Source organism: Nonomuraea montanisoli (assembly GCF_013363975.1).
Lineage (GTDB): Bacteria > Actinomycetota > Actinomycetes > Streptosporangiales > Streptosporangiaceae > Nonomuraea > Nonomuraea montanisoli.
This window is the reverse complement of the sequence record NZ_JABWGN010000006.1, coordinates 430,969-452,334: the sequence shown is the minus strand read 5'-3', so window position 1 is coordinate 452,334 and position 21,366 is coordinate 430,969. Positions and strand designations below refer to the sequence as shown.

Sequence of the window (21,366 nt, the reverse complement as noted above, 5' to 3'; positions counted from 1 at the left end):
GGCGCCCTCGGCTGACGGCGAGGTGCCCTGGGCTGACGGCGACGTGCTCCGGGCTCACGGCAGGGTGCCCTCGGCGATCCAGCGGGCGAAGAGCTCGACGCGCTCGGCGGGCCAGGCGCCGTCGCACGGCATGCCGCCCTGGCGGAGCCGGTGCAGGATGGCGTCGGCGTGCCGGGTGACGTCCTCGTGCGACCACAGGTCGAAGGCGAAGCTCATCGACTTGCGGTCCATCTCGCGGAACAGCGGCCTGATGTGGTCGGCGAACCCGACCGGCTCGCCCGGCTCCGGCAGCCGCGCCTGCACGGCTTGCTCGGGCGGCGCCAGGGCGGAGACGCGGGAGCCGGGCCGGGCCTCGCAGACCCACCACCATCGGGGCACCGGCATGTGCGGCGGGGGATTGGCGCCCGGCTGGGAGTTCTCCAGCGCGATCCTGGAGCCCCATTCGATGTAGCCGGCGAACGCGGCCCGGAACTCCGGGTCGGCCGGCAGCCCGGCGTCGTCGGCGGCCTGGCTCATGAGCTGCGCCCAGCGGGCTCGCCACTGTTCGGTCAGGGCCTTGCCGGCGTGCTCGCCGACCATGCGGTCGTAGCCGCCGTACTCGTCGGTGTAGAGGCTCGGTCCGCCGAACGTCTCGGCGAGCCAGGCGGCGACGCGTTCGGGATGGTCGGGCGACATCCGGGCGAACAACGGGCCGAGCAGGTCGTCCTGCGGGACGTACTTCTCGTAGAAGATGTGCGTCATCCGGCGCAGCGCGGGCAGGCCGCCGGCCCACTCGAACAGGGTCGGGTCCTCCGACAGCGGCGGGTCGGCGAAGCCCACGTAGTAGTGCATGCCGCTGCACAGCGGCTTGTTGCGGGAATGGCCGCACCGGCACAGGCTGTAGTGCTCGCGGGAGGGGTCGCCGTCGAGCGGGATGCCGCCGGTGACCCGGTAGGGGCCGTCCTTGGACACCTCGATGGCGGGCGGGCGGCGCGGGTCGGGGACCCGGTGGCCGTCGATCTCGGCGCCGAGCGCGCCGGACGGGCACGCGCGCACGGCCCGGACGATCTCGTCGGCCCGGCCGCCGCTGGGCGCCACGAACGGCTCCTGGTCCACCCGGAACACCTTCGGGAGCCGGTCGGTGCAGAACCCGGAGTGGGCGCACCTGCCGCGGTTGTCCAGGACGGTGACCTGCACGCCTTCGTGGGTGTCGAGCTGGTCGGGCACCCGGGCCGGGTCCTTGGCGCCGCTGAAGCCGGTGCGGGCGTGGCTGCCGTCGCACAGGGGCTTGGTGGCGGACTGCCCGCATCGGCACAGTGCCATCTGCGGGAACGTCTGGACGGGCTCGCCCAGCCAGTTCGTGATCCGCGTGACGTTGGTGACCAGGTACGGCCCGTCCGTCGCGACGTCGACGCGCGGTTCCAGCTCGCCCTGGATGCCGGCGAGCTCGGCGATCCGCCGTTCCAGGGCGCCGGCGTCCTCGGCGGACAGGCAGGCCAGGTGCTGCAACGCGGCCGTGGCCTCGATGAGGCCCTCGTGCGCGCCGGGCCGGGCGCGCAGCCGCGTGGCGTCCTTGGCCAGCTCCCACAGGCGCTCGGCGGGGGTGCCGTCCTCGGCGACCCCCGGCTCGGTCTCCGCTTCCGCTTCTGCTTTTGCTTCCGCTTCGGTGAGCGCCGCGGTCAGAGGCCGGATGACGGTGTCGGCGAGGGGATCGCCGGGCGCCAGGTCCCGGTTGAGCAGGCGGGCGCGGGCCAGCAGTTCGGCGGTGCTCATCGGCTGCCGAATCTGGCGTCGTAGTGCTTCATCTCCTGGATGCCTCCGAAGAAGGGCTTCACGGCGGCGAAGAACTCGGCGAACCGGGGGCTGCGGCGGAAGCCCTGCTCGTGGCCCTCGACGGAGTCCCATTCGATGCGCACCGTGTAGTGCTCGGGCTCCTCGACGCCTCGGGCGACCTCGTAGCTCAGGCAGTGCGGGTCGTCGTCGAGGACGCCCGACGCGGTTCTGTACGCATGCTCGAACTCCTCGGCCCGGTCGGCGGGAACGGTGTAACGGATGTATTCGATGACCACGGGGGGACCCCTTTGTAGAGTGAGGTCAGGAAAGACTTTCGTTACATTACAGCATTGTAATGAAACAGGCGGGATCATGACACGGAAGACCGGGCGAACGCGGGACGCCACCATCGACGACCGGATCCTCGCGGTCGCCCGGAGGCACCTGGCCAAGTACGGCTACGAGCGGATGTCGCTGGCCGCCGTCGCGCAGGAGGCGGGCACCACCCGCCCGGCCCTGTACCGCAGGTGGCCGGGCAAGGCGGAGCTGGCCGCCGCCGCGGTGGCGAGCATGATCGAGGAGCAGCAGGCGAGCCCGCCGGCCGACCCCTACGCCGCGCTGGTCGCCGAACTGGAGGACTTCCAGCGGGGCGTCTCCCGGCCGGGCCGGCTCTCGCTCGTCGGCACCATGCTGCAGGAGACCACCGAGCCCGAGGTGCTCGCCCGCTACCGCGCCCGGGTGATCGCCCCGCGCCGCCGCCGCATCCTCGCCATCCTGCGGTCGGCGCAGGAGACGGGCCTCATCGACGCCGACGCCGACCTGGAGGTCGCCGTCACCATGTGCACGGGCAGCTGGTACGGCCGGGCGCTGGCCGAGCCCGCCCCTCCGCCCCGCTGGCCGGAACGGACCGCGGCCCTCGTCTGGCGCGCCCTCGGCGGCCGCTGACCCCCCGCGGAGCGCGGCGCGCGTGTGGCGCAGGTCACCTGGGCGCGCTGTCACAACCACCCGGCCGCCGGCGTCTTGTGTTCGTCCACTGCGATACGCGACACCACAAGAGGACGTCATGAGCACAGCGCTTGAGACCCTTCGCCGTGACTTCGGCGGCGACATCATCGAACCGGGCGCGGCGGAGTACGAGCCGGCCAGCCGCTCGGTGCTGGCTTCGGGCAGCCCGGCCTTCGTGCTGCGGCCCGGGAGCGTCGAGGACGTGCGGGCGGCCGTCCGGTTCGCCGCCGAGGCGGGCCTGGTGCTGTCCGTGCGCGGCGGCGGGCACGCCTTCGCCGGGTTCGGCACCAACGACGGCGGCGTCGTGATCGACCTCGGCCTGCTGGCGACCGTGGAGATCACCGACAAGGAACGCCACCTGGTGCGGATCGGCGGCGGCGCCACCTGGGGTCAGGTGGCGGACGTCCTGGCCCCGCACGGTCTGGCGATCTCCTCGGGCGACACCAGGAGCGTGGGGGTCGGCGGGCTGACGCTGACCGGCGGCATCGGCTGGAAGGTGCGCAAGTACGGCCTGGCGTTGGACAACCTGGTCGCCGCGGAGGTGGTCACCGCCGACGCAGAGCTCGTGCGGGCGAGCGCGGAGGACGACCCGGAGCTGTTCTGGGCGATCCGCGGCGGCGGCGGCAACTTCGGGGTGGTGACCGCCTTCGTCTTCGCCGCGCACCCGACGACCGACGTCTTCTACGGCAGGATCGCCTTCCCGGCTGCGCAGGCGGCCGCCGTGCTCCAGGGCTGGGCGGAGCATCTGCGCACCGCGCCCGTGGAGCTCACCTCCATCGCCAACTTCGCCAACCCCTTCGCCGGCGGCCCCGAGGCGCCGGTCGAGATCCAGGTCGCCTTCGACGGCGACGACCCCGGGCTCGCGGCCCGGGCCATCGACCCGATCCGCCGGCTCGGCACGGTGATCGACGACGATGTGGCGCTGCGCCCCTACGCGGACACCCTCGTGGAGGGCGCGACCCCGCCGCCCGGCATCCGGCTGGTGACCCGCAGCGGCTTCGCCGGCCGGGAGTCGGCGTCCGAGGTCCTGCGGATCCTGGCCGAGGCGGGCGCCTCGCAGGGGTCGCCGTTCATCTCCGTGCGCGGCGTCGGCGGCGCGGTGTCCCGGGTCGCCGGCGACGCCACCGCCTACGCGCACCGCGAGGCGGAGCTGATGTTCGTGACCACCACCGTGGGTCCGGCGCCGGTCGTCGAGGCGGCCCGGCCCGCGCTGGAGGCGCTGTGGGCCAGGCTCGCGCCCCACGTCGACGGCGCCTACGCCAACTTCCTCGCCTCGGCCACGGAGGAGGACGTCGCCGCGGTGTATCCGGCGCCGACGTACGAGCGGCTCGCGGCGGTCAAGCGCCACTACGACCCGGGCAACCTGTTCGCCCGCAACCACAACGTCCGGCCCCGGTAGAGCCGCGCCGCCCCCTCGACCGCGCCGCCGCTCCACCTCGGCGTCCGCCTGGGCGCGCGCGGCGGCCATGCGGGTGACGGCCTCGGTGAGGCGAAGCGGGTGACGGCGCCGGCGACGGTGATCCGCACCTCCCAGGGCCGATGTGACGGATAACGCATCGCGATGAGGCATGCGCTCATCGTCGATGTTCGTCTCCCGGGACATGGGCCGAGACCGGCGGACGGTCAAGGTGCATCGCGGGTGACGATCCCGTGTTCATATGCGTAGATCGCCTGCCAGGTAGAGCGCGTGACCGCCCTGGGCCGCCAGGTAGCGGGCGCTGTCGAGTTGTGCCGTGATCCGTCGGGCGGACGCGGGCGGCGCCGCGTCGTCGTACAGGCCGGCGGCGACCAGGATCGGGGGCAGGCCGCGGGGGTGAACCGGATGGGGCGGGAAGGACGCCTCGTGCGGGAGCCCGGTGCAGAGGTTGGCCGGCGGCCAGGCCACGGTCCAGCCGATGCGCGGCGCGACGTGCCTCAGCCGCTTTTCCAGAGCCTTGACCTTGCCGTATGCGGTCGGGTGCGGGAAGGCGCGGTTCGCGATCCTGCTGAGATCGGATCGGCCCCAACGGTGGACGGCTTGGCGAACCGGGTGGCGTCGCCCGCGTACGCCTCGGCCAGGGACTTGGCCAGTTCGGGCCACGTCGCGTCGAACGTGACCGTCGCGCGGGAGGCGATCAGGGTCGCACCGGTCGCTGCTCCGGCTCCGGCGCCGGGTGCGGGGATCGGCCGCTCGGCGGCGCGGCCCATGACCTCGTCCCACACCTTGAGCACGTCGCGGCCGTGGAGCGCGCAGCTCTGGTCGGTGGCGCACCACTCGGCGAAACGGTGCAGGTTGTCTTCCTTGACCGTCGCTCTGGGCAGGAGCCATTCGGTCCACGATCGGCTGGTGTGGTCGATCGGGCTGTCCAGGTACATGCGGCCGACGCGGGAGGAGAACTTCTCGGCGTAGGCCACGCCGAGGACGGTGCCGTAGGAGTTGCCGTAATAGGTGAGTTGCTGTTCGCCCAGCGCCACCCGGACGGCCTCCAGGTCGTGGGCCCCTTGGCCGGAGTCCAGGTTGCCCGCGAGCGGGCCGGCGGCATCGGCGCAGCCGAGGCCGAAGCGACGGTTCTGCTCCGTGTAGCGAGCATAGGTGGCGCGGTCGGGGAACACCCACTCCGCGTTCGTGGCCCACGGTGCCGGGTCGGGGCAGCGCACCCCGGTGCTCGCCTCGAATCCGCGCGGGTCGAAGACCACCACGTCGAACCATCGAGTCAGGTCGGCGAAGGCCTTCTTCGCCGCGCGCAGGACCGAAATCTGCTGTGCGGGGCCACCCATGTTGAGGACAAGCGTCCCCTTCTTGGCGGCCGGGTCACTGGCGGGCAGCTTGGCAGCATCGAGCCGAGCACGGCGATGATCGTCTTCTTCATGGCCCGCAGCTTTGCCGGGAGGACTGCCGCCGGTCGTCCACCTTTCGATAGATCCTCACGCGTGCACACAAGGTCGACGGACCGGTTCACACTTGACCAAAGCGGACCGGAGTCCGTATCTTGTCGTCATCCACATAACCGGACCATAGTCCGATAATTTCAAGGAGTCGGCACAGATGGGCAAGCTGCTGCACATCTCCGCCTCGCCTCGCGGCGAGGCGTCGGAGTCGTTGCGGATCGCGCGGGTGTTCACGGAGACCTTCCAGGAGGCCCACCCGGATGACGAGGTCGAGCACTGGGACCTGTGGGACGGGTCGCTGCCGGACTTCGCCGTCGGGGCCAGGGCGAAGATGACGGTGTTCGGCGGCGACGAGCCACAGGGCGCCGAGGCCGAGGCGTGGGAGGCGGCACGCAGGACGTTCGAGAGGTTCGACTCCGCCGACCGGCTGCTCTTCAGCGTCCCGATGTGGAACGCGTCGGTGCCGTACGTGCTCAAGCAGTTCATCGACGTCGTCAGCCAGCCCGGCTGGATCTTCACCGTCGACCCGGCGACCGGGTACGGCCCTCAGCTTTCGGGGCGCGGCAAGCGGGTCGCCGTCGTCTACACCAGCGCCGTGTGGGGACCGCCTCTCGGCCCGGAGTTCGGCAGCGATTTCCAGTCGACGTTCTTCGGCGACTGGCTGCGCTGGACCGGGCTGACCGACATCCAGGATATCCGGTTCCATCCCACCCTCACCGGCGACCGGGACGAGGCGCGGCGTGAAGCCGACGCGCGGGCCCGGGACATCGCGAAGGTCTTCTGATGGCCCTTTCCGAGCAGGAGGGGCTGCGACTCGTCCGGGAGTACGGCGCGGCGGAGCGATGGCTCGCGCTGCTCGTGACGCTGCGGCCGGACGGACAGCCGTCCGTCAGCGTCGTCAACGCCGGAGTCCTGCCGCATCCGGTGACCGGGACCGCCACGGTCGCCTTCGTGGCACGCGGGGGCACCGCGAAGCTGGCGAACCTGCGCCGGGACCCGCACGCCACGCTCGTCTTCCGGGCCGGATGGGAGTGGGTCGCCGTCCGGGGAACCGCCGAGCTCGCGGGCCCCGACGACCCGCTGCCGGCGCTCGGCCCCGACCGGCTGCCGGCCCTGCTGCGGGACATCTACCACGCGGCCGGCGGGAATCACTCTGACCTGGCCGAATACGACCGCGTGATGGCTGAGGAGCGGCGCGTGGCCGTGCTGCTGCGGCCTGCCCGATTCACCACCAATCCCGCTGGTACCGAACATCAGGAGCACGGATGACCACAGACGCTTCCGCGACGCCGCCCGTCGCGGCCGGCACGGTGCAGGTCTGGTCGGACCTGCTGTGCCCGTTCGCCTACGTCGGCCTGCTGCGGCTGCGCCGGGCGCGAGCGCGGCTCGGGCTGGACGGAGTCGTGCGGCTGGAGCACCGGACGTTTCCCCTGGAGCTGTTCAACGGCCCACACCCCCGTCGTGGCACCGACACCGAGGCCGTCGGACTGGGGCAGATCGAGCCCGAGGCGCAGTTCCGGGTCTGGACCGCCGCCGACGACCTCTACCCTCACACCGTGCTGCTCGCCGCGGAAGCCGTGCACGCCGCGAGCGCGCAGAGCCTGGAGGCCGGAGAGGAACTCGACCTCGCGTTGCGCCGGGCGTTCTGGACCCACTCCCGCTCGATCAGCCACCGGCAGGTCATCCTGGAGGTCGCGGGCGAACTGGCGGACGGCGTCGTCGACGTGGCCGGGCTGGCCGCCGCGCTGGACAGCGGCCGGCACCGGGCCGACGTCACGCGCGACTTCGCCATCTCCCAGACCGACGCCATCGCCGGCAGCCCCACGTTCCGCCTCCACGACGGAACCGCCGTCAACAACCCCGGCATCCAGGTGCGCTGGGAGGGTCCGTGGGCGGCCGGCTTCCCCGTCGTCGACTCCCACGACCCCGGCGTGTACGACGACCTGCTCGAACGAGCCGCGCAGTCGTGACCGTCAGGGCCGTTCTGCGGCGGGTCGTCGTCGGCGTGCTGGAGACCAACTGCTGGATCCTGCACGCCCACGGCGATCGCCGGGCACTGATCGTGGACCCGGGAGACGAGCCGGGTCGCGTGCTGGACGCCGTCGCCCACCTGGACGTGGTCGCCGTGCTCCTCACCCACGCGCACTTCGATCATGTTCTCGCCGTGCCCGAGGTCGTCGAGGCGCTGGGCGTCCCGGTTCTCGCCCACCCCGCCGACCAGCCCGTATGGCCGCACGAGATCGCGACCGCTCGCCGCACCGGCCACTGGGACGCGGGCACCGCGACGGCCGACATCCTCGCGCGCGATCCCGCTCGGCTGGCCTTCGCCGGCGACACCCGGCTGTGGGATGGCGTGTCGGTGCCGATCGCGGACGGCCAGATCCTCCAGGTCGGCCCCCTGCCGGTCCGCGCCCTGCACACCCCCGGACACACCCCGGGAGGGCTGAGCCTGGCCGTGGACTCGCACCTGCTCACCGGGGACACCCTGTTCCCCGGCGGACCGGGGCTCACCGGCCCGCCGCTGTCGGAGTTCGCGGTCGTCATCCGGTCCGTACGCAGGCTTCTCGGGTTTCCCGGCGCGACCCGCATCCATCCCGGGCACGGCCCCGACACCACCGTCGCGACCGAACTCCCCCACCTCGATGAGTGGATCGCGCGCGGTTGGTAGCGGAGTTCACCTGGCGAGGGGGCCTAGGGTTCGGCGCGTTCTTCCAGCCGGCCGCCGCGCGGCAGGGTGACGGCCATGATGTTGCAGGGGGTGTCCAATTCGAAGCGGTGCCATCGTCCGCGCGGGACGATGGCCGCGGTCCCGGCCGTCAGCGTGATCTCCTCCTCCTGCTGGCCCGGCCGCTGCGGGCGCAGGTAGAGGCGCATCTTCCCGACGAGGCAGGACACGACCTTCTCGGCCTCGGGGTGGACCTCCCACTGGCCGGCGTGGACGTCGGCGTCGGTCCTGGCGTAGAAGGTCGTCAGCCGCCAGCCGTCGGCGTCGCCCGCTCCCGCGCCGGTGTGGACCCTGCCGTCCTGGTCGAGCTGGATGAACGAGGCGAACAGATCGATCGGGGTGACCGTCATGCCGGGACGACCTTTCCTGCGGGTCTGGAGGGGCTGTGACCTGGGTGACCGGACGGTCATGTCCGGGCCAGGGGCGCATCGTGTTCGTCGCCGTCCCGGACCGGGGAGGGCGGGGCGGTCCGGCGCAGGACGGTGAGGGCGATGAGGACGGCGGCGGCCAGGAGCGCGGCGCCGAGCGTCAGGCCGAGCGCGTAGCCGTCGTTGAGGGCCTCGGGCGTGACGGCCGGGCCGGTGCGCTCGTGCGCGGCGGTGCCGAGGGCGGCCAGCCCGAGCGAGGCGCCGATCTGACGCGAGCTGTTGAGCAGGCCCGACGCGGTGCCGCTCTCGTGGGGCGCGACGCCGCCGGTGGCGACGGAGACGACCGGTCCGAGGCACAGCCCGAAGCCGACGCTCGTGACGATCGAGGGCCCGAGCACGTCGGTGACGAACGCGCCGTCCGGGCTGATCAGGCCGAGCCAGGCCAGCCCGGACGCGGTCAGCAGCCCGCCGGCGACCAGGAGGGTCCGCGGCGCGAGACGGTAGCCGAGCCTGGGTTGTCATGACGGCCATCGTCGTGCGGCGACGGCTCGGGGGCGTCCTGCGAGCGGAGTCTTCTGCCGCTACCTCGCCGGGATCAGTGACCGGCCCGGCTACGACGCCGGGAGTAGGTTCACCACGAAATACTGGTCGCCACATGTTCAGGTCTGTCGAGCGGCCTTCTGCGAGACGTGGAAGACCAGCCGACCGCAGAACTCTGGTCGACGCGCTGTGGCTCGCGCAGGTGGCGCCACTGATCGAGGAACGAACCTCGCGGAGCGCCCGCACGTCTGAAGGTCATGCGCTCACTCGCATTCCTGGCCCTCATCGTGCTGACCGCCTGCGGCAGCGGAGTGGCGGCCGACAAGCCGATCACGTACGCGGCCGACGACGTCTCCGTCCTGGAGAGCCCCGGCCACGGGCCGCAGCTGTGCGCCGCGATGGCCACGTCGCTGCCACCCCAGTGTGGTGGGCCGGACATCGTCGGCTGGGACTGGTCCAAGGTTCAGCACGAGAACGTACAGGGAACGAAGTGGGGTCAGTATCGGGTGGTCGGCACCTGGGACGGCTCCCGGCTGACCCTGACCGAACCACCCGGGGCGGCGGTCCAGGGCACACCGCAGAAGCCCAGCTTCGCCAGCCCGTGCCCCGTCCCGGAGGGCGGCCGGCGGCCGGCCGATCCCGCCAGGACCACCCAGGAAGCGCTCGAGGCGACTGAGCAGCGCCTGGGGAACGAGGCGGCCGTGGGCGGGGTGTGGCTGGACCAGGGCTATCTGAACGCGATCCCCGGCTACGACGGCAGCAAGCGGGAGTGGTCGGAGAAGTATGCCAACGACCCGACCAAGCTGGTGCTGAATGTGAAGTTCACGGGCGACCTGACCGGCAGGGAGGCGTGGATTCGGGAGAGCTGGGGCGGCGCGCTCTGTGTCAGCCAGGCCCGGCGCAGCCTGGAAGCGCTGCGCCGGATCCAGGATTCCATCGGCGACGATCTCGGCCAGCCCATCGTCTCGACCTCCGTCGACATCATGAAGGAGCAGGTGGTCGTGGGCGTCTGGGTGGCCGGCGAGAAGCTCCGGCAACGGCTGGAGGACAAGTACGGCGAGGGCGTCGTGCTCCTGCAGGGAGTGCTGACGCCGGTGCGATAGCGAAGCCGCACCCCTCGCCCCGTGCCGCCCAGATCGCCCCGTGCCGCCCTGGTCGCCGCGCGGCGCGAAAGGCCGCTGAGGCGAGCCGCGTGTCTCGGGGGCGCCGGCGCCACGGCACAATTGCTGATGTGAGAGTCGGATTGCTGGGACCGTTCGAGGTCAGGAACCACGATGGGGCTCTGGTTGAGGTTCCCGGGATTCGGCTACGCGCACTGCTGGCTGCACTCGCCCTCGAGCCAGGCCGCATCGTCACGCGCGCGAGGCTGGTGGACTGGATCTGGGGGCAACAGCCGCCCGCCGACGAGGTGAACGCCCTGCAGGCGCTGGTGTCCAGGCTGCGCCGGGCCCTGCCGGACGGCGTGATCGAGGCGGAGGCCGGCGGGTACCGGCTGGCCGCCGCCTCCGACGACGTGGACGTGTCCCGCTTCGAGCAGCTCGTCGGCCAGGCCCGCAGCGCCGAGCCCGAGGCCAGGGCCGACCTGCTGCGCTCGGCCCTGGCCCTGTGGCGCGGCACGGCCATGGCCGACATCGCCCTGCACGGCAGCGACGCGTTCGACGCCGTCGTCACGCGTCTGGACGACCTCTACGTCGCCGCGCTCGGCGATCGGGTGGATGCCGACATCCGCCTCGGCCGCGGCTCGGAGATGGTCTCCGAGCTGACCGAGCTGGTCGCCGCCCACCCCCTGCGGGAGGGGTTCGTGGCGGCGTTGATGCGGGCGCTGGCCGAGGCGGGGCGCGGCAACGAGGCGTTGACCGTGTACCAGCGGACGCGCGAGCTGCTCGCCGAGGAGCTGGGCGCCGATCCGTCGGCCGAGCTGTCCGCGCTGCACACCGCGCTGCTGCGGGGCGAGCTGGGCGAACGGGCCGAGAACCGCAGGACGAACCTGCGCGCCGCGCTGACGAGTTTCGTCGGCAAGGACGACGACATCGCCGCGGTCGCCGTCCTGGCCGTCGGGCACCGGCTGGTCACCCTGACGGGGCCGGGCGGCTCCGGCAAGACGAGACTGGCCACCGAGACCGCCCGGACCATGCTCACCGAGCTGCCGGACGGGGCGTGGCTGGTCGAGCTCGCCTCGGTGCGGGCGGGCGGCGATCTGGCGCAGGCCGCCCTCACCGCGATCGGCCTGCGTGATCAGGCGCTGCTCGGCGGCTCGCGCGGCGGGGAGCCGATGGACCGGCTCATCGCCGCGCTCCGGGACCGCACGATGCTGCTGATCCTGGACAACTGCGAGCACGTGATCGAGGAGGCGGCGACCTTCGCGGACCGGCTGCTGGGGGAGTGCCGCAGGCTGCGGATCCTGGCCACCAGCAGGGAGCCGCTCGGCATCATCGGCGAGGTGCTGTGGGGAGTCGAGCCCCTCGCGCTGCCCGCCGAGGGGGCCGACCCCTCCCAGGCCGGCTCCTCGCCCGCGGTGCGGCTGCTGCGCGACCGCGCCGAGCTGGTGCGCAAGGACATCGGCTTCGACCCGCACACCCTGGCGGCCATGGCGCGGATCTGCCGGGCGCTCGACGGCATCCCGCTGGCGATCGAACTGGCCGCGGCACGGCTGCGCACCATGTCCGTCGATCAGCTGGCCCGCCGGCTCGACGACCGGTTCCGGCTGCTGACCAGCGGCAGCCGTACGGCGCTCGCCCATCACAAGACGCTGCGCGCGGTCGTGGACTGGAGCTGGGACCTGCTGAGCGAGGCCGAACGCGGCGTGCTGCGGCGGCTGTCGGTGTTCTCCGGCGGGGCGAGCCTGGAAGCGGCCGAACGGGTGTGCGGGGACGAGGCGCCCGCCGGTGAGCACGTCTTCGACGTGCTCACCGCGTTGATCGAGAAGTCGCTGCTGGTGGCCGACGGCGAGGGCGCCCCCCGCTACCGGATGCTCAACACCATCAGGGAGTACGCGGCGCACCGGCTCGCCGAAGCAGGGGAGAGCGAGGCGGCGCGCCGGGCGCACCTCGCCTACTTCACCGAGCTGGCCGAGGAGGCCGAGCCGCACCTGCGCCGGGCCGAGCAGCTCACCTGGCTGGCCACGATCGAGGCCGAGCACGACAACATCGCCGCGGCCCTGCGCGGAGCGATCGCCGAGGGATGGGCCCAGGAGGCGATGCGGCTGGTCGCGGCCGCGGGCTGGTTCTGGTACCTCAGCGGGCACCGGGCCGAGGGCGCCGAGCTGAGCATCGCGGCGTCCTCGCTGGACGGCGAGGTGCCCGATGACGTGCGGGCGATGGCGTACCTCATGGTGACGATCTTCCTGACCTCCGGGATCGGCGGCGATCAGTACCAGGCGCGCGAGTGGATCCAGGAGGCGCATCGGCTGGCCCAGCGCAGCCGGTCCCGCCGCCCGCTGCTCGGGTTCGCCGCGCTGCTGGAGCGGACGCTGCAGGGCCCGACGGACCTCCTGCCCGCCTTCGAGCCGCTCATCGCCGACGACGACCCGTGGGTGCGCGCGCAGGCCAGGCTCACGCGCGGCCGGCTGCGGCTCACGCTCGGCGGCGACGAGACCGACGTGGACCTCGACGCCGAGACCGCCCTCGCCGAGTTCCGCGCGCTGGGCGACCGGATGGGCATCTCCTACGCGTTGACCTTCCTGGCCGACCGGCTCGCCATGCGCGGCGAGTTCGCCCGCGCGTGCGAGCACTACGAAGAGGCCGCCGTGGCGATGACCGAGGTGGGCGCGACCGAGGACGTGGTCAGTGTGCGGGCGCGGCTGGCCCAGCTGTACTGGCTGGCGGGCGACGAGCGATCCAGCGCCTCGGCCATGGCGGAGGCGCAGCGGTGGGCGGGCGGGATCGTCTGGCCCGACTCGCTCGCCGAGCTGGCGCTGCGCAAGGCGGGGCTGGCGCGCTGGCGCGGCGAGCCGGACCAGGCGCACGAGCACCTGGCCACGGTGTGCGCGGTGCTGGACGACTCCCAGCGCATCGGCTCCGTCCGTTCCGAGACCTTGGACCTGTACGGCTACCTCACCGAGGATCTCGAACAGTCGCGCGCGTACCGGACCCAGGCGTTCCACGCGGCCGTGGAGCACGCCTTCCCGCCGGCGATCGCCAGTGCGCTGGTCGGGATCGCGGATCTGGCGCTGCGCCAGGGGCAGGACGAGCAGGCCGTACGCCTGCTGGCGGCCGGCGACACCGTGCGCGGCACGCCCGACCGGTCGCAGCCGGACGTCGCCAGGATCGCCGCGCGGGCGCGCGAAAGCCTCGGCGAGACCGCTTTCGCCGAGGCGACCCGCGACGGGCAGCGGCGGGACTGGCGGGAGCTGGCCGAGATCACCCTCGCTCCGTGAACGACCCGCGCGCCCGGCCGGACGCCGCCACCGGCCGACCCCGCCCCTGAGAGCCGCAACGTCCGGGCGGGCACGTCAGCCGGCGGGCGCGTCCTGCCCGGCCCAGGCCACCAGCAGCCGCAGCGCCGTGTCGCAGGGCGAGCCCTCCTCGGCGCTGTGCATGACCAGGGCCAGCCCGGGGTCGTCCGGCAGGCGCAGGGTCTCGTAGGCCAGCTCCAGCTCACCCACCACAGGATGCCGGTACACATACCGTCCGTGCCGTTTGTCCTTCACCTCGTGCTCCGCCCACAACGCCCGGAACTCCGCGCTGGCGGCCGACAGCTCCTCGACCAGGGCCGCCGTGGACGCATCGGCGGGCCGGCGACCGGAGTCCAGCCGCAGGAAGCCGACGATGTCGCGGGCCCGCTGCGGCCAGTCGGCGTACAGGCGGCGGATGCCCTCGTCCAGGAAGGTCAGCCGGGCCATGTTGCGCTGCGCCGCGGGCAGCGCGCCGAAGTCGGTGATCAGCGCCGCGGCCGGCCGGTTCCAGGCCAGCACGGTGGTGTTGCGGTCGACCAGGTAGGCCGGCACGTCATGGACCGACGACACCAGCCGCGCGATCCCCGCCCGCAGGGGCGGACGCACGGCGGGCTCCGGCGGGCCGGCCGGGGCGGGCCGCGCCAGCCGGTGCAGGTGCGCGCGTTCGGCGTCGTCCAGCCGCAGCGCCCGCGCGACCGCGTCCAGCACCTCCGCCGAGAACTGCAGGCTGCGCCCCTGCTCCAGCCGGATGTAGTGGTCGACGCTGACCCCGGCCAGCTGCGCCAGCTCCTCGCGCCGCAACCCGGGCACGCGGCGCCGCTGCCCGTACGACGACAGGCCGAACTCCTCCGGACGCAGCCGGGCCCGCCGCGAACGCAGGAACTCACCCAGCTCGGCACGCCGATCCACCACCATGCCCCCCAGTATCGCGGCCGGGCGCCGACCGTGCCTGGTCGCGGCGTGCCCAGGCACCGCCTGGCCCTGGCTGGGCCGCGGCCCGCGGCCCCACAGTGGACGGCGCCGGAACGGTTCCGGCACCGCCACGGGCGAGCGACGCCCTGGCCGCTCACCCAAGGAGCACACGTGACCTCTTCCCCTCTGCCCGGCCGGCGGCTCGGGCGCACCGACATGACGATCACCCGAGTGGGGTTCGGGTCGTGGGCGGTGGCGGGCTCGGGCTGGCGCTTCGGCTGGGGCGCCACCGACGACGCCGAGTCGATCGCCGCGATCCACCGCGCGCTGGAGGCGGGCGTCAACTGGATCGACACCGCAGCCGTGTACGGCCTGGGCCATTCCGAGGAACTGGTCGGCAAGGCCGTGGCCGCCCTGCCGCAGGCCGACCGCCCGTACCTGTTCACCAAGGCCGGCCTGGTCTGGGACCCGGGCAACCCGTCGGCCGCGCCTCGGCGGATCATGAAGCCGGCCAGCGTCCGCCGCGAGCTCGAAGACTCGCTGCGGCGGCTGGGGACCGACCACATCGACCTGTACCAGGTGCACTACCCCGACACCGGCGAGTCGCTGGAGTACGCCGGCGACGGATTCGGGACGGCATCGCCCAACGCCACGCCGCTGGAGGAGTACTGGCAGGTCATGGCCGAGCTGAAGGCCGAAGGCAAGGTGCGGGCGATCGGGCTGTCCAACCACACGCCCGACCTGCTCGAGGCGGCCGAGCGGATCGCCCACGTCGACGTGATCCAGCCGCCGTTCTCGGCGATCAACCGCTCCTGCGCCGCCGAGATCGCCTGGGCCCACGCCCACGACACCGGCGTGATCGCCTACTCACCGCTGCAGTCCGGGCTGCTGAGCGGCACCTTCTCCGCCGAGCGCGCCGCGGCCCTGCCCGCCGACGACTGGCGCCGCGCCCACCACGACTTCACCGCCGGCCTGGCCGCCAACCTCACGCTCGCCGAGGCGTTGCGTCCCGTCGCCGAACGCCATGACGCCAGCGTGGCCGAGGTGGCCATCGCCTGGGTCCTGGCCTGGCCCGGCATCACCGGCGCCATCGTGGGCGCCCGCCGGCCCGCCCAGGTCGACGGCTGGGTCGGCGCCGCCTCGGTGGAGCTGAGCGGCGCCGACCTCGACGAGATCGCCGCCGCGATCACCGGCTCCGGCGCCGGTACCGGCCCCGCCCGCCCCTGACACCCGCAGGAGAGCACGCCATGTCCGTCTGGGTCATCGCCGAATTCCTGGCCGCCCCCGGCCGGCACGACCGGCTGCGCACGGCCCTGGAAGCCATGATCGAACCGTCGCTGGAGGAGCCCGGCTGCCTGGCCTACCAGCCCTACGTCGATCCCAACGACGGCGCCCGCATGCTGCTCGTCGGGCAGTGGACGGGCCCGGACGCGCTGGCCGAGCATCTGGCCGGCGCGTACTTCCGGCACGCCGAGCAGGTCCTGCGGGGCGTCCTGGCCCGGCCCGCGAGCGTCCGCGAGCTGGTCGCGGCGCCCACCCCCTGAAAACCGGCTCCCGCCCGGACCGGGCGGGAGCCGAGATCCCTTACCAGCCGCCCGCCGGTGACGGATACTACGGGGGTGCGCTTGCTGGAGCGGGAGTCGTCGTTGGCGTCGCTGGGCGAGTACGCGGCCGAGGCCGCGCGCGGAGAGGGACGGCTGGTCCTGGTCGCGGGCGAGGCGGGGGTCGGCAAGTCGGCGCTGGTCGAGCACTTCCAGCAGGACCTGCCGGCGGCGCGCTGGTCGTGGGGGGCCTGCGACGGGCTGTTCACGCCGCGCCCGCTGGGGCCGCTGTTCGATCTGGCCGAGCAGCTCGGCGGCCCGCTGCTGGAGCTGTGCCGCGCCGGAGCCGGACGCGAGGAGCTGTTCCGGGGACTGCTGCGCGAGGTCGGCGACCCGGCGAGGCTGGACGTGGTCGTGGTGGAGGACGTCCACTGGGCCGACGAGGCCACCCTCGACCTGCTGCGCTTCCTCGGCCGGCGGCTGCGCGGCAGCGCGCTGCTGCTGCTGGCCACCTACCGCGACGACGGCCTTTCGGCCGCCGATCCGCTGCGCGTCACCCTGGGCGATCTGGCCTCGCAGCGCTCGACCAGGCGCATCGGCCTGGCGCCCCTGTCCACGCGCGCGGTGCGGGAGCTGGCCGGCGGCAGCGACGCCGACGCCGGCGCGCTGCACCGGCTGACCGGCGGCAACCCGTTCTACGTGACCGAGGTCCTCCAGGCCGGCATGCACGAGGTTCCCGGGTCGGCCCGGGACGCGGTGCTGGCGCGCGCCGCGCGCCTGAGCGGCGCGGCCCGCCAGGTGCTCGACGTCGCGGCGCTGATGGGCACCCGGGTGGAGTGGAGGCTGCTGGAGGCGGTGACCTCGTGCCCGGCCCCGGCCGTGGACGAGCTGCTGGCGTGCGGGCTGGTGACCGGCGACGGCGAATGGCTGCGTTTCCGCCACGAGATCGCCCGGCTGGCGGTGGAGGGCGCGCTGCCCGCCCGCCGCGGCCGCGCCACCCACGGCCTGGTCCTGGCGGCTCTTGCCGCGCTGGGCTGTGACGACGACGCCCGGATGGCCTTCCACGCCGAGGCGGCGGGGGACGCCGCCGCGGTCCTGCGCCACGCGCCCGCCGCCGCCCGCCGCGCGGCCTGGCTGGCCTCCCACCGCGAGGCCGCGGCGCAGTACCGGCGGGCCCTGCGCTTCGCCGTCGCGGCCGACGCCGCGACCGTGGCCGAGCTGTGCGAAGAGCTGGCCGACGAGGCGGCCCTGCTCGACCAGTGGCAGGACGCGGCCGAGGCGTGCGAGCGCGCGCTGACCCAGTGGCGCCAGGTCGGCGAGCGGCTGCGGGAGGGCACCGCGCTGCGCCGGCTGTCGCGCATCAAGTGGAACCTGTGCCGCGGCGAGGTCGCCGACGCCGAGGCCGCCGTGGCGGTCCTGGAGCCGCTCGGGCCCGGCATCGAGCTGGCCTGGGCGTACGCCACGCTGGCCAACCACCGGATACTGCGCTACGAGCACGACCTGGCCGAGCCCCTGGCGCTGCGCGCGCAGGAGCTGGCCGAGCCGCTCGGCGCCACCGACGTGCTCAGCGACGCCCTCAACACCCGGGCCGGGTGCGCCTGGATACGCGGCGGAGCCTGGGAGGAGCAGATGGAGCGCGCGCTCGAGGTCGCCCTGGCCGGACGGCACCAGGACCAGGCGGGCCGGGCGTACACGAACCTGGTCGCCATGCACGGCGGCCGGCGCGGCTTCGCCGAGGCGGAACGGTGGGCGGCCGAGGGCATCGCCTACTGCGACGAGCACGACCTGCCCACGTACGGCACCTGCGTGCGCGGCGAGCTGGCCAGCGTCATGGAACGCACCGGCCGCTGGCAGGAGTCGCTGGCCATCAGCGCCGCCATCCTGGCCACGGTGGGCCGCTCCCCGTCCAACCGCATGTGCACGGTGCGCAGGATCGGCTCGGTCCTGGCCCGCCGCGGCGAAAGCGGCCTCTGGCAGCACCTCGACGAGGCGGCCGAGCTGGCCGACCGCACCGGCGAGCCGCAGCAGATCGTCCCGGTACGGCTGACCCGCGCCGAGGCGTCCTGGCTGGAGGGCAGGACGGGCCAGGCGCGGCGCGAGGCGGAGCTGGCCCACGACGTGGCCGCCGTCTCCGACGCCTGGGACCGCGGCGCGGTCGCGGTCTGGCTGCTGCGCACCGGCTCCCCGCGCACGCCGCACGGGACGTTCGCGGAGCCGTACCGGCTGGAGCTCGACGGCGACCCGGCCGGGGCGGCGCGGGCCTGGAACGAGCTGGGCTGCCGCTACGACGCCGCGCTGGCCCTGGCCGGCGCGAGCGCGAGCGGGGAGCCGGAGCTGCGCGAAGCCCTGCGCGTCCTGACCGACCTCGGCGCCCTGCCGGCGGCGCGCATCGTCAGGCGGCGGCTGCGCGGGCTCGGCGTCCGCTCGCTGCCGGCCGGGCCGCGCGCGGCCACCCGGGAGCACCCCTCCGGGCTGACCCGGCGCGAGCGGGAGGTGCTCGCCCTGCTGTGCGCGCAGCACACCAACGCCGAGATCGCCGCGAAGCTGTTCATCTCCGTCAAGACGGCCGGTCACCACGTCTCGGCGATCCTGGCCAAGCTGGGCGCGCCCAGCCGTGCCGCGGCCGCCGAGCGGGCCGCCGGCCTCGGCCTGACCGAACCAACCGCCTGACCGGACCAAGCGCCTGAGCGGGGGGCGGTCATCACCGCATCCTCGGGTCGTGGGTGGGGTCGGCGTACATCGGCGGGCAGCCGCGGCGGGCCGCTTCGGGACGCAGTTCGTAGTGCCAGGACTCGTTGCCGTAGATCTGGCACAGCCCGTAGCCGGCGCCGTGCTGGGACAGCCACCCCGTCGCCTCGACGGGGCCGAGGTCGACGGCGTCCCCGGACACGTGGGCGGACTTGTCCGCCGGGGCGACCCACCGCGCGGCCTCCTGCGGCGAGCCGTACTCGAAGACGGCATGGCGAAGCAGCTGTTCCTGGTAGCGCGCGGAACGCCATCCGCTGTTGACGTGGAGCTCGACGCCCTGCGCGGCGGCGTCGGCCGCGGCCCGGCGCAGGGCCCCGAGCAGGTCCGGATCGAGCCTGGCCACAGCCGGGAACTCGTCGTCGAAGACCGTCACGCCGTCGGGGACGACGCCGTCGGCCTCGCCGGGCGCATCCAGGATCTCGCCGAGCACGTCGCCGAGCGAAGTGGCCGACGACGAGACCAACCGAATGCCGGCGGCTGCGACGATCGCAGCGATCACCACGGCGACGACGAGCCGGCGGGCGCGGGGGACCCCTGTTCGCGCTGGTGTGTGAGGGCTCATGCCGCCAGTCAAGGCAGCGCGTTGTTGCCGGCTCCTATGCGCATTCCGATACGCCGGCGATATGGCCGGGCTCGTAGCATGCGGGACATGCGCGTGCTCATCGTCGAGGACGAGCCCTACATGGCCGAAGCCATCCGTGACGGGCTACGCCTGGAAGCGATCGCGGCCGACATCGCCGGTGACGGCGAGACCGCTCTGGAGTTGCTGACCGTCAACCCGTACGACATCGCCGTCCTCGACCGGGACATTCCCGGACCGTCCGGGGACGAGGTCGCGGCACGCATCGTCGCCTCCGGCAGCGGCATGCCGATCCTCATGCTGACCGCCGCCGACCGGCTCGACGACAAGGCGTCGGGGTTCGAGCTCGGGGCCGACGACTACCTCACCAAGCCGTTCGCGCTCAAGGAGCTCGTGCTCCGGCTGCGGGCCCTGGACCGCCGGCGCGGCCACAGCAGGCCGCCGGTGCGCGAACTCGCCGGTCTGCGGGTGGACCCGTTCCGCCGGGAGGTCTACCGGGACGGGCGCTACGTCGCGCTGACCAGGAAGCAGTTCGCCGTGCTCGAGGTCCTGGTCGCCGCCGAGGGCGGTGTCGTCAGCGCCGAGGAGCTGCTGGAGCGGGCGTGGGACGAGAACGCCGACCCCTTCACCAACGCCGTGCGCATCACGGTCTCGGCCCTGCGCAAGCGGCTCGGCCAGCCCTGGGTCATCGCGACGGTGCCCGGCGTCGGGTACCGCATCGACACGGCGTCCGGCGCCGGGGGAGGGGAGCGTGCGTAGGGAGCCCGGCCTGAGCGTCCGCCTGAAGCTCACGCTCAGCTACGCCGGGTTCCTCATGGTCGCCGGCGCGTTGCTGCTCGCCGTCGTGTGGGTGTTCCTGCTGCGTTACGTACCCGACGGCGCGATCATGGCGCTCGGGCGTTTCGTGCCCAACCGGTCCGACCTGCTGCGCGCCTTCGCCCCCGCGGCGGTCGGCGTGCTGGGCTTCCTGCTGCTGTTCGGCCTCCTGGGCGGGTGGGTCCTCGCCGGCCGCATGCTGGCTCCCCTGGCGCGCATCACCGAGGCCACCCGCATGGCGGCCGACGGGTCGCTGTCGCACCGCATCCGGCTGCCGGGCCCCGAGGACGAGTTCCGCCGGCTCGCCGACGTGTTCGACGCCATGCTCGCCCGGCTGGAAGCGCACGTCGCCGAGCAGCAGCGGTTCGCCGCCAACGCCTCCCACGAGCTGCGCACCCCGCTGGCGATCACGCAGACCCTGCTCGACGTGGCCCGCAACGATCCGCGGCGGGAGGCCGACGAGCTCATCGAACGCCTGCACATCGTCAACGCCCGGGCGATCGACCTCGCCGAGGCCCTGCTCCTGCTCAGCCGCGCCGACCGGCGCTCCTTCACCCGGGAGAGCGTCGATCTGTCCCTGGTCGTGGAGGAGGCCACCGAGACGTTGCTCCCGCTGGCGGACAAGCGCGGCGTCACCATCGAGACGTCCGGCGAGGTCGGCCGGACCGTCGGCTCGCACGCGCTGCTGCTGCAGATGACCACGAACCTCGTGCACAACGCGATCGTGCACAACCTCTCCGAGCGCGGCGCCGTGTGGGTCACGACCGCGCTCCATCCCCGCTTCGTCACGCTCACGGTCGACAACACCGGCGCCGTCCTGTCACCGCGGCTGCTCTCGACGATCACCGAGCCCTTCCAGCGCGGCACGCAACGCATCCGCGACGACCACGCCGGCGTCGGTCTCGGCCTGGCGATCGTCAAGAGCATCGCCCACGCGCACGACGGCACCCTCACCATCGCCGCGCGGCCCGCCGGTGGGCTCCGCGTCACCGTGCACCTGCCCGCCGCGCACGCCTGAGCGCGCGGCCCGGAAATCTGGGGAACGCGCGGCGCAACATAGGGAACCGCTCCCGATCCGGCCCCCCGGCCTCCGTCCCTACGGTTGGCGGGACTCACCA

General features: G+C 73.6%; 21 protein-coding genes. 13 read left to right on the top strand and 8 right to left on the bottom strand.

Going from position 1 to position 21,366, the window contains the following annotated elements:
- Nucleotides 1–54: 54 nt before the first annotated feature.
- Nucleotides 55–1,752 carry a CDGSH iron-sulfur domain-containing protein gene (locus HTZ77_RS17770; protein WP_175590699.1) on the bottom strand — a complete coding sequence of 566 codons (1,698 nt, stop codon included), beginning with the start codon at nt 1,750–1,752 and terminating at the stop codon, nt 55–57.
- Nucleotides 1,749–2,048, bottom strand: coding sequence for an antibiotic biosynthesis monooxygenase family protein (locus tag HTZ77_RS17765; RefSeq protein WP_175590698.1), 300 nt, complete (start codon nt 2,046–2,048; stop codon nt 1,749–1,751). The genes HTZ77_RS17770 and HTZ77_RS17765 overlap by 4 nt, the downstream gene beginning before the upstream one ends.
- Before the next feature lie 76 nt (nt 2,049–2,124).
- On the opposite strand from HTZ77_RS17765, the gene HTZ77_RS17760 reads away from it, so the two are divergent.
- Nucleotides 2,125–2,697, top strand: a complete 573-nt coding sequence (locus HTZ77_RS17760; RefSeq protein WP_175590697.1) for a TetR/AcrR family transcriptional regulator — start codon at nt 2,125–2,127, stop codon at nt 2,695–2,697.
- A 118-nt stretch (nt 2,698–2,815) separates the two neighbouring features.
- Entirely contained in the window at nt 2,816–4,156 is a 1,341-nt protein-coding gene (locus HTZ77_RS17755; RefSeq protein WP_175590696.1) for an FAD-binding oxidoreductase, read from the top strand.
- A 255-nt stretch (nt 4,157–4,411) separates the two neighbouring features.
- Here HTZ77_RS17755 and HTZ77_RS17750 read toward each other — a convergent pair whose 3' ends face one another.
- The gene (locus tag HTZ77_RS17750; RefSeq protein ID WP_175590695.1) at nt 4,412–4,642 is read right to left on the bottom strand and encodes an alpha/beta hydrolase; all 231 of its coding nucleotides are present in this window, start codon (nt 4,640–4,642) and stop codon (nt 4,412–4,414) included.
- 29 nt (nt 4,643–4,671) lie between these two features.
- A complete protein-coding gene (locus HTZ77_RS17745; protein ID WP_175590694.1) occupies nt 4,672–5,514 on the bottom strand; it encodes an alpha/beta fold hydrolase in 843 nt (280 codons plus the stop codon).
- A 268-nt stretch (nt 5,515–5,782) separates the two neighbouring features.
- Between HTZ77_RS17745 and HTZ77_RS17740 the strand changes: the two genes are divergently transcribed.
- From HTZ77_RS17740 to HTZ77_RS17725, 4 genes are read left to right on the top strand one after another with little or no spacing between them, the layout of a single operon-like run.
- Entirely contained in the window at nt 5,783–6,409 is a 627-nt protein-coding gene (locus tag HTZ77_RS17740; RefSeq protein WP_175590693.1) for an FMN-dependent NADH-azoreductase, read from the top strand.
- Complete coding sequence (locus HTZ77_RS17735; protein WP_175590692.1) at nt 6,409–6,894, top strand: TIGR03618 family F420-dependent PPOX class oxidoreductase; 486 nt, start codon at nt 6,409–6,411, stop codon at nt 6,892–6,894. Before HTZ77_RS17740 ends, HTZ77_RS17735 begins: the two co-directional genes overlap by 1 nt.
- Nucleotides 6,891–7,595: a DsbA family oxidoreductase gene (locus tag HTZ77_RS17730; protein ID WP_175590691.1), complete on the top strand. Its 705-nt coding sequence runs from the start codon at nt 6,891–6,893 to the stop codon at nt 7,593–7,595. The genes HTZ77_RS17735 and HTZ77_RS17730 overlap by 4 nt, the downstream gene beginning before the upstream one ends.
- Nucleotides 7,592–8,293, top strand: coding sequence for an MBL fold metallo-hydrolase (locus HTZ77_RS17725; RefSeq protein WP_175590690.1), 702 nt, complete (start codon nt 7,592–7,594; stop codon nt 8,291–8,293). Before HTZ77_RS17730 ends, HTZ77_RS17725 begins: the two co-directional genes overlap by 4 nt.
- 23 nt (nt 8,294–8,316) lie before the next feature.
- Here HTZ77_RS17725 and HTZ77_RS17720 read toward each other — a convergent pair whose 3' ends face one another.
- Both HTZ77_RS17720 and HTZ77_RS17715 read right to left on the bottom strand, forming a co-directional pair.
- Nucleotides 8,317–8,700, bottom strand: a complete 384-nt coding sequence (locus HTZ77_RS17720) for a cupin domain-containing protein (protein WP_175590689.1) — start codon at nt 8,698–8,700, stop codon at nt 8,317–8,319.
- 56 nt (nt 8,701–8,756) lie between these two features.
- Complete coding sequence (locus HTZ77_RS17715) at nt 8,757–9,116, bottom strand: hypothetical protein (RefSeq protein WP_205302755.1); 360 nt, start codon at nt 9,114–9,116, stop codon at nt 8,757–8,759.
- A gap of 399 nt (nt 9,117–9,515) precedes the next feature.
- Between HTZ77_RS17715 and HTZ77_RS17710 the strand changes: the two genes are divergently transcribed.
- Together HTZ77_RS17710 and HTZ77_RS17705 are read left to right on the top strand one after the other, a co-directional pair.
- Nucleotides 9,516–10,361, top strand: coding sequence for a hypothetical protein (locus tag HTZ77_RS17710; protein WP_175590688.1), 846 nt, complete (start codon nt 9,516–9,518; stop codon nt 10,359–10,361).
- Between the two features lie 89 nt (nt 10,362–10,450).
- The gene (locus tag HTZ77_RS17705; RefSeq protein ID WP_328808637.1) at nt 10,451–13,633 is read left to right on the top strand and encodes a BTAD domain-containing putative transcriptional regulator; all 3,183 of its coding nucleotides are present in this window, start codon (nt 10,451–10,453) and stop codon (nt 13,631–13,633) included.
- Between the two features lie 75 nt (nt 13,634–13,708).
- Here HTZ77_RS17705 and HTZ77_RS17700 read toward each other — a convergent pair whose 3' ends face one another.
- Nucleotides 13,709–14,566 carry a helix-turn-helix transcriptional regulator gene (locus HTZ77_RS17700; protein ID WP_175590686.1) on the bottom strand — a complete coding sequence of 286 codons (858 nt, stop codon included), beginning with the start codon at nt 14,564–14,566 and terminating at the stop codon, nt 13,709–13,711.
- 168 nt (nt 14,567–14,734) lie between these two features.
- Between HTZ77_RS17700 and HTZ77_RS17695 the strand changes: the two genes are divergently transcribed.
- The 3 genes from HTZ77_RS17695 (at nt 14,735) to HTZ77_RS48240 (ending at nt 18,774) form a co-directional block, all read left to right on the top strand.
- Nucleotides 14,735–15,790, top strand: coding sequence for an aldo/keto reductase (locus HTZ77_RS17695; RefSeq protein ID WP_328808636.1), 1,056 nt, complete (start codon nt 14,735–14,737; stop codon nt 15,788–15,790).
- Nucleotides 15,791–15,810: 20 nt separating this feature from the next.
- Nucleotides 15,811–16,107, top strand: coding sequence for a putative quinol monooxygenase (locus HTZ77_RS17690; RefSeq protein ID WP_175590685.1), 297 nt, complete (start codon nt 15,811–15,813; stop codon nt 16,105–16,107).
- Between the two features lie 75 nt (nt 16,108–16,182).
- The gene (locus tag HTZ77_RS48240; protein WP_175590684.1) at nt 16,183–18,774 is read left to right on the top strand and encodes an AAA family ATPase; all 2,592 of its coding nucleotides are present in this window, start codon (nt 16,183–16,185) and stop codon (nt 18,772–18,774) included.
- Nucleotides 18,775–18,805: 31 nt separating this feature from the next.
- Here the strand turns inward: HTZ77_RS48240 and HTZ77_RS17680 are convergent, their stop codons facing one another.
- Nucleotides 18,806–19,414: a M15 family metallopeptidase gene (locus HTZ77_RS17680; RefSeq protein ID WP_175590683.1), complete on the bottom strand. Its 609-nt coding sequence runs from the start codon at nt 19,412–19,414 to the stop codon at nt 18,806–18,808.
- Nucleotides 19,415–19,501: 87 nt separating this feature from the next.
- Here HTZ77_RS17680 and HTZ77_RS17675 point away from each other — a divergent pair, with 87 nt between their 5' ends.
- Both HTZ77_RS17675 and HTZ77_RS17670 read left to right on the top strand, forming a co-directional pair.
- The gene (locus tag HTZ77_RS17675; protein WP_175590682.1) at nt 19,502–20,191 is read left to right on the top strand and encodes a response regulator transcription factor; all 690 of its coding nucleotides are present in this window, start codon (nt 19,502–19,504) and stop codon (nt 20,189–20,191) included.
- Complete coding sequence (locus HTZ77_RS17670) at nt 20,184–21,266, top strand: sensor histidine kinase (RefSeq protein WP_175590681.1); 1,083 nt, start codon at nt 20,184–20,186, stop codon at nt 21,264–21,266. The genes HTZ77_RS17675 and HTZ77_RS17670 overlap by 8 nt, the downstream gene beginning before the upstream one ends.
- The last annotated feature ends 100 nt before the right edge of the window (nt 21,267–21,366 follow it).

Bases quoted from the DNA above. Each gene is read 5' to 3' on its own strand.
- HTZ77_RS17770 (WP_175590699.1), bottom strand. From the start codon at position 1,752: ATGAGCACCGCCGAACTGCTGGCCCGCGCCCGCCTGCTCAACCGGGAC.
- HTZ77_RS17760 (WP_175590697.1), top strand. From the start codon at position 2,125: ATGACACGGAAGACCGGGCGAACGCGGGACGCCACCATCGACGACCGG.
- HTZ77_RS17755 (WP_175590696.1), top strand. From the start codon at position 2,816: ATGAGCACAGCGCTTGAGACCCTTCGCCGTGACTTCGGCGGCGACATC.
- HTZ77_RS17745 (WP_175590694.1), bottom strand. From the start codon at position 5,514: ATGGGTGGCCCCGCACAGCAGATTTCGGTCCTGCGCGCGGCGAAGAAG.
- HTZ77_RS17740 (WP_175590693.1), top strand. From the start codon at position 5,783: ATGGGCAAGCTGCTGCACATCTCCGCCTCGCCTCGCGGCGAGGCGTCG.
- HTZ77_RS17735 (WP_175590692.1), top strand. From the start codon at position 6,409: ATGGCCCTTTCCGAGCAGGAGGGGCTGCGACTCGTCCGGGAGTACGGC.
- HTZ77_RS17730 (WP_175590691.1), top strand. From the start codon at position 6,891: ATGACCACAGACGCTTCCGCGACGCCGCCCGTCGCGGCCGGCACGGTG.
- HTZ77_RS17720 (WP_175590689.1), bottom strand. From the start codon at position 8,700: ATGACGGTCACCCCGATCGATCTGTTCGCCTCGTTCATCCAGCTCGAC.
- HTZ77_RS17710 (WP_175590688.1), top strand. From the start codon at position 9,516: ATGCGCTCACTCGCATTCCTGGCCCTCATCGTGCTGACCGCCTGCGGC.
- HTZ77_RS17700 (WP_175590686.1), bottom strand. From the start codon at position 14,566: ATGGTGGTGGATCGGCGTGCCGAGCTGGGTGAGTTCCTGCGTTCGCGG.
- HTZ77_RS17690 (WP_175590685.1), top strand. From the start codon at position 15,811: ATGTCCGTCTGGGTCATCGCCGAATTCCTGGCCGCCCCCGGCCGGCAC.
- HTZ77_RS17680 (WP_175590683.1), bottom strand. From the start codon at position 19,414: ATGAGCCCTCACACACCAGCGCGAACAGGGGTCCCCCGCGCCCGCCGG.
- HTZ77_RS17675 (WP_175590682.1), top strand. From the start codon at position 19,502: ATGCGCGTGCTCATCGTCGAGGACGAGCCCTACATGGCCGAAGCCATC.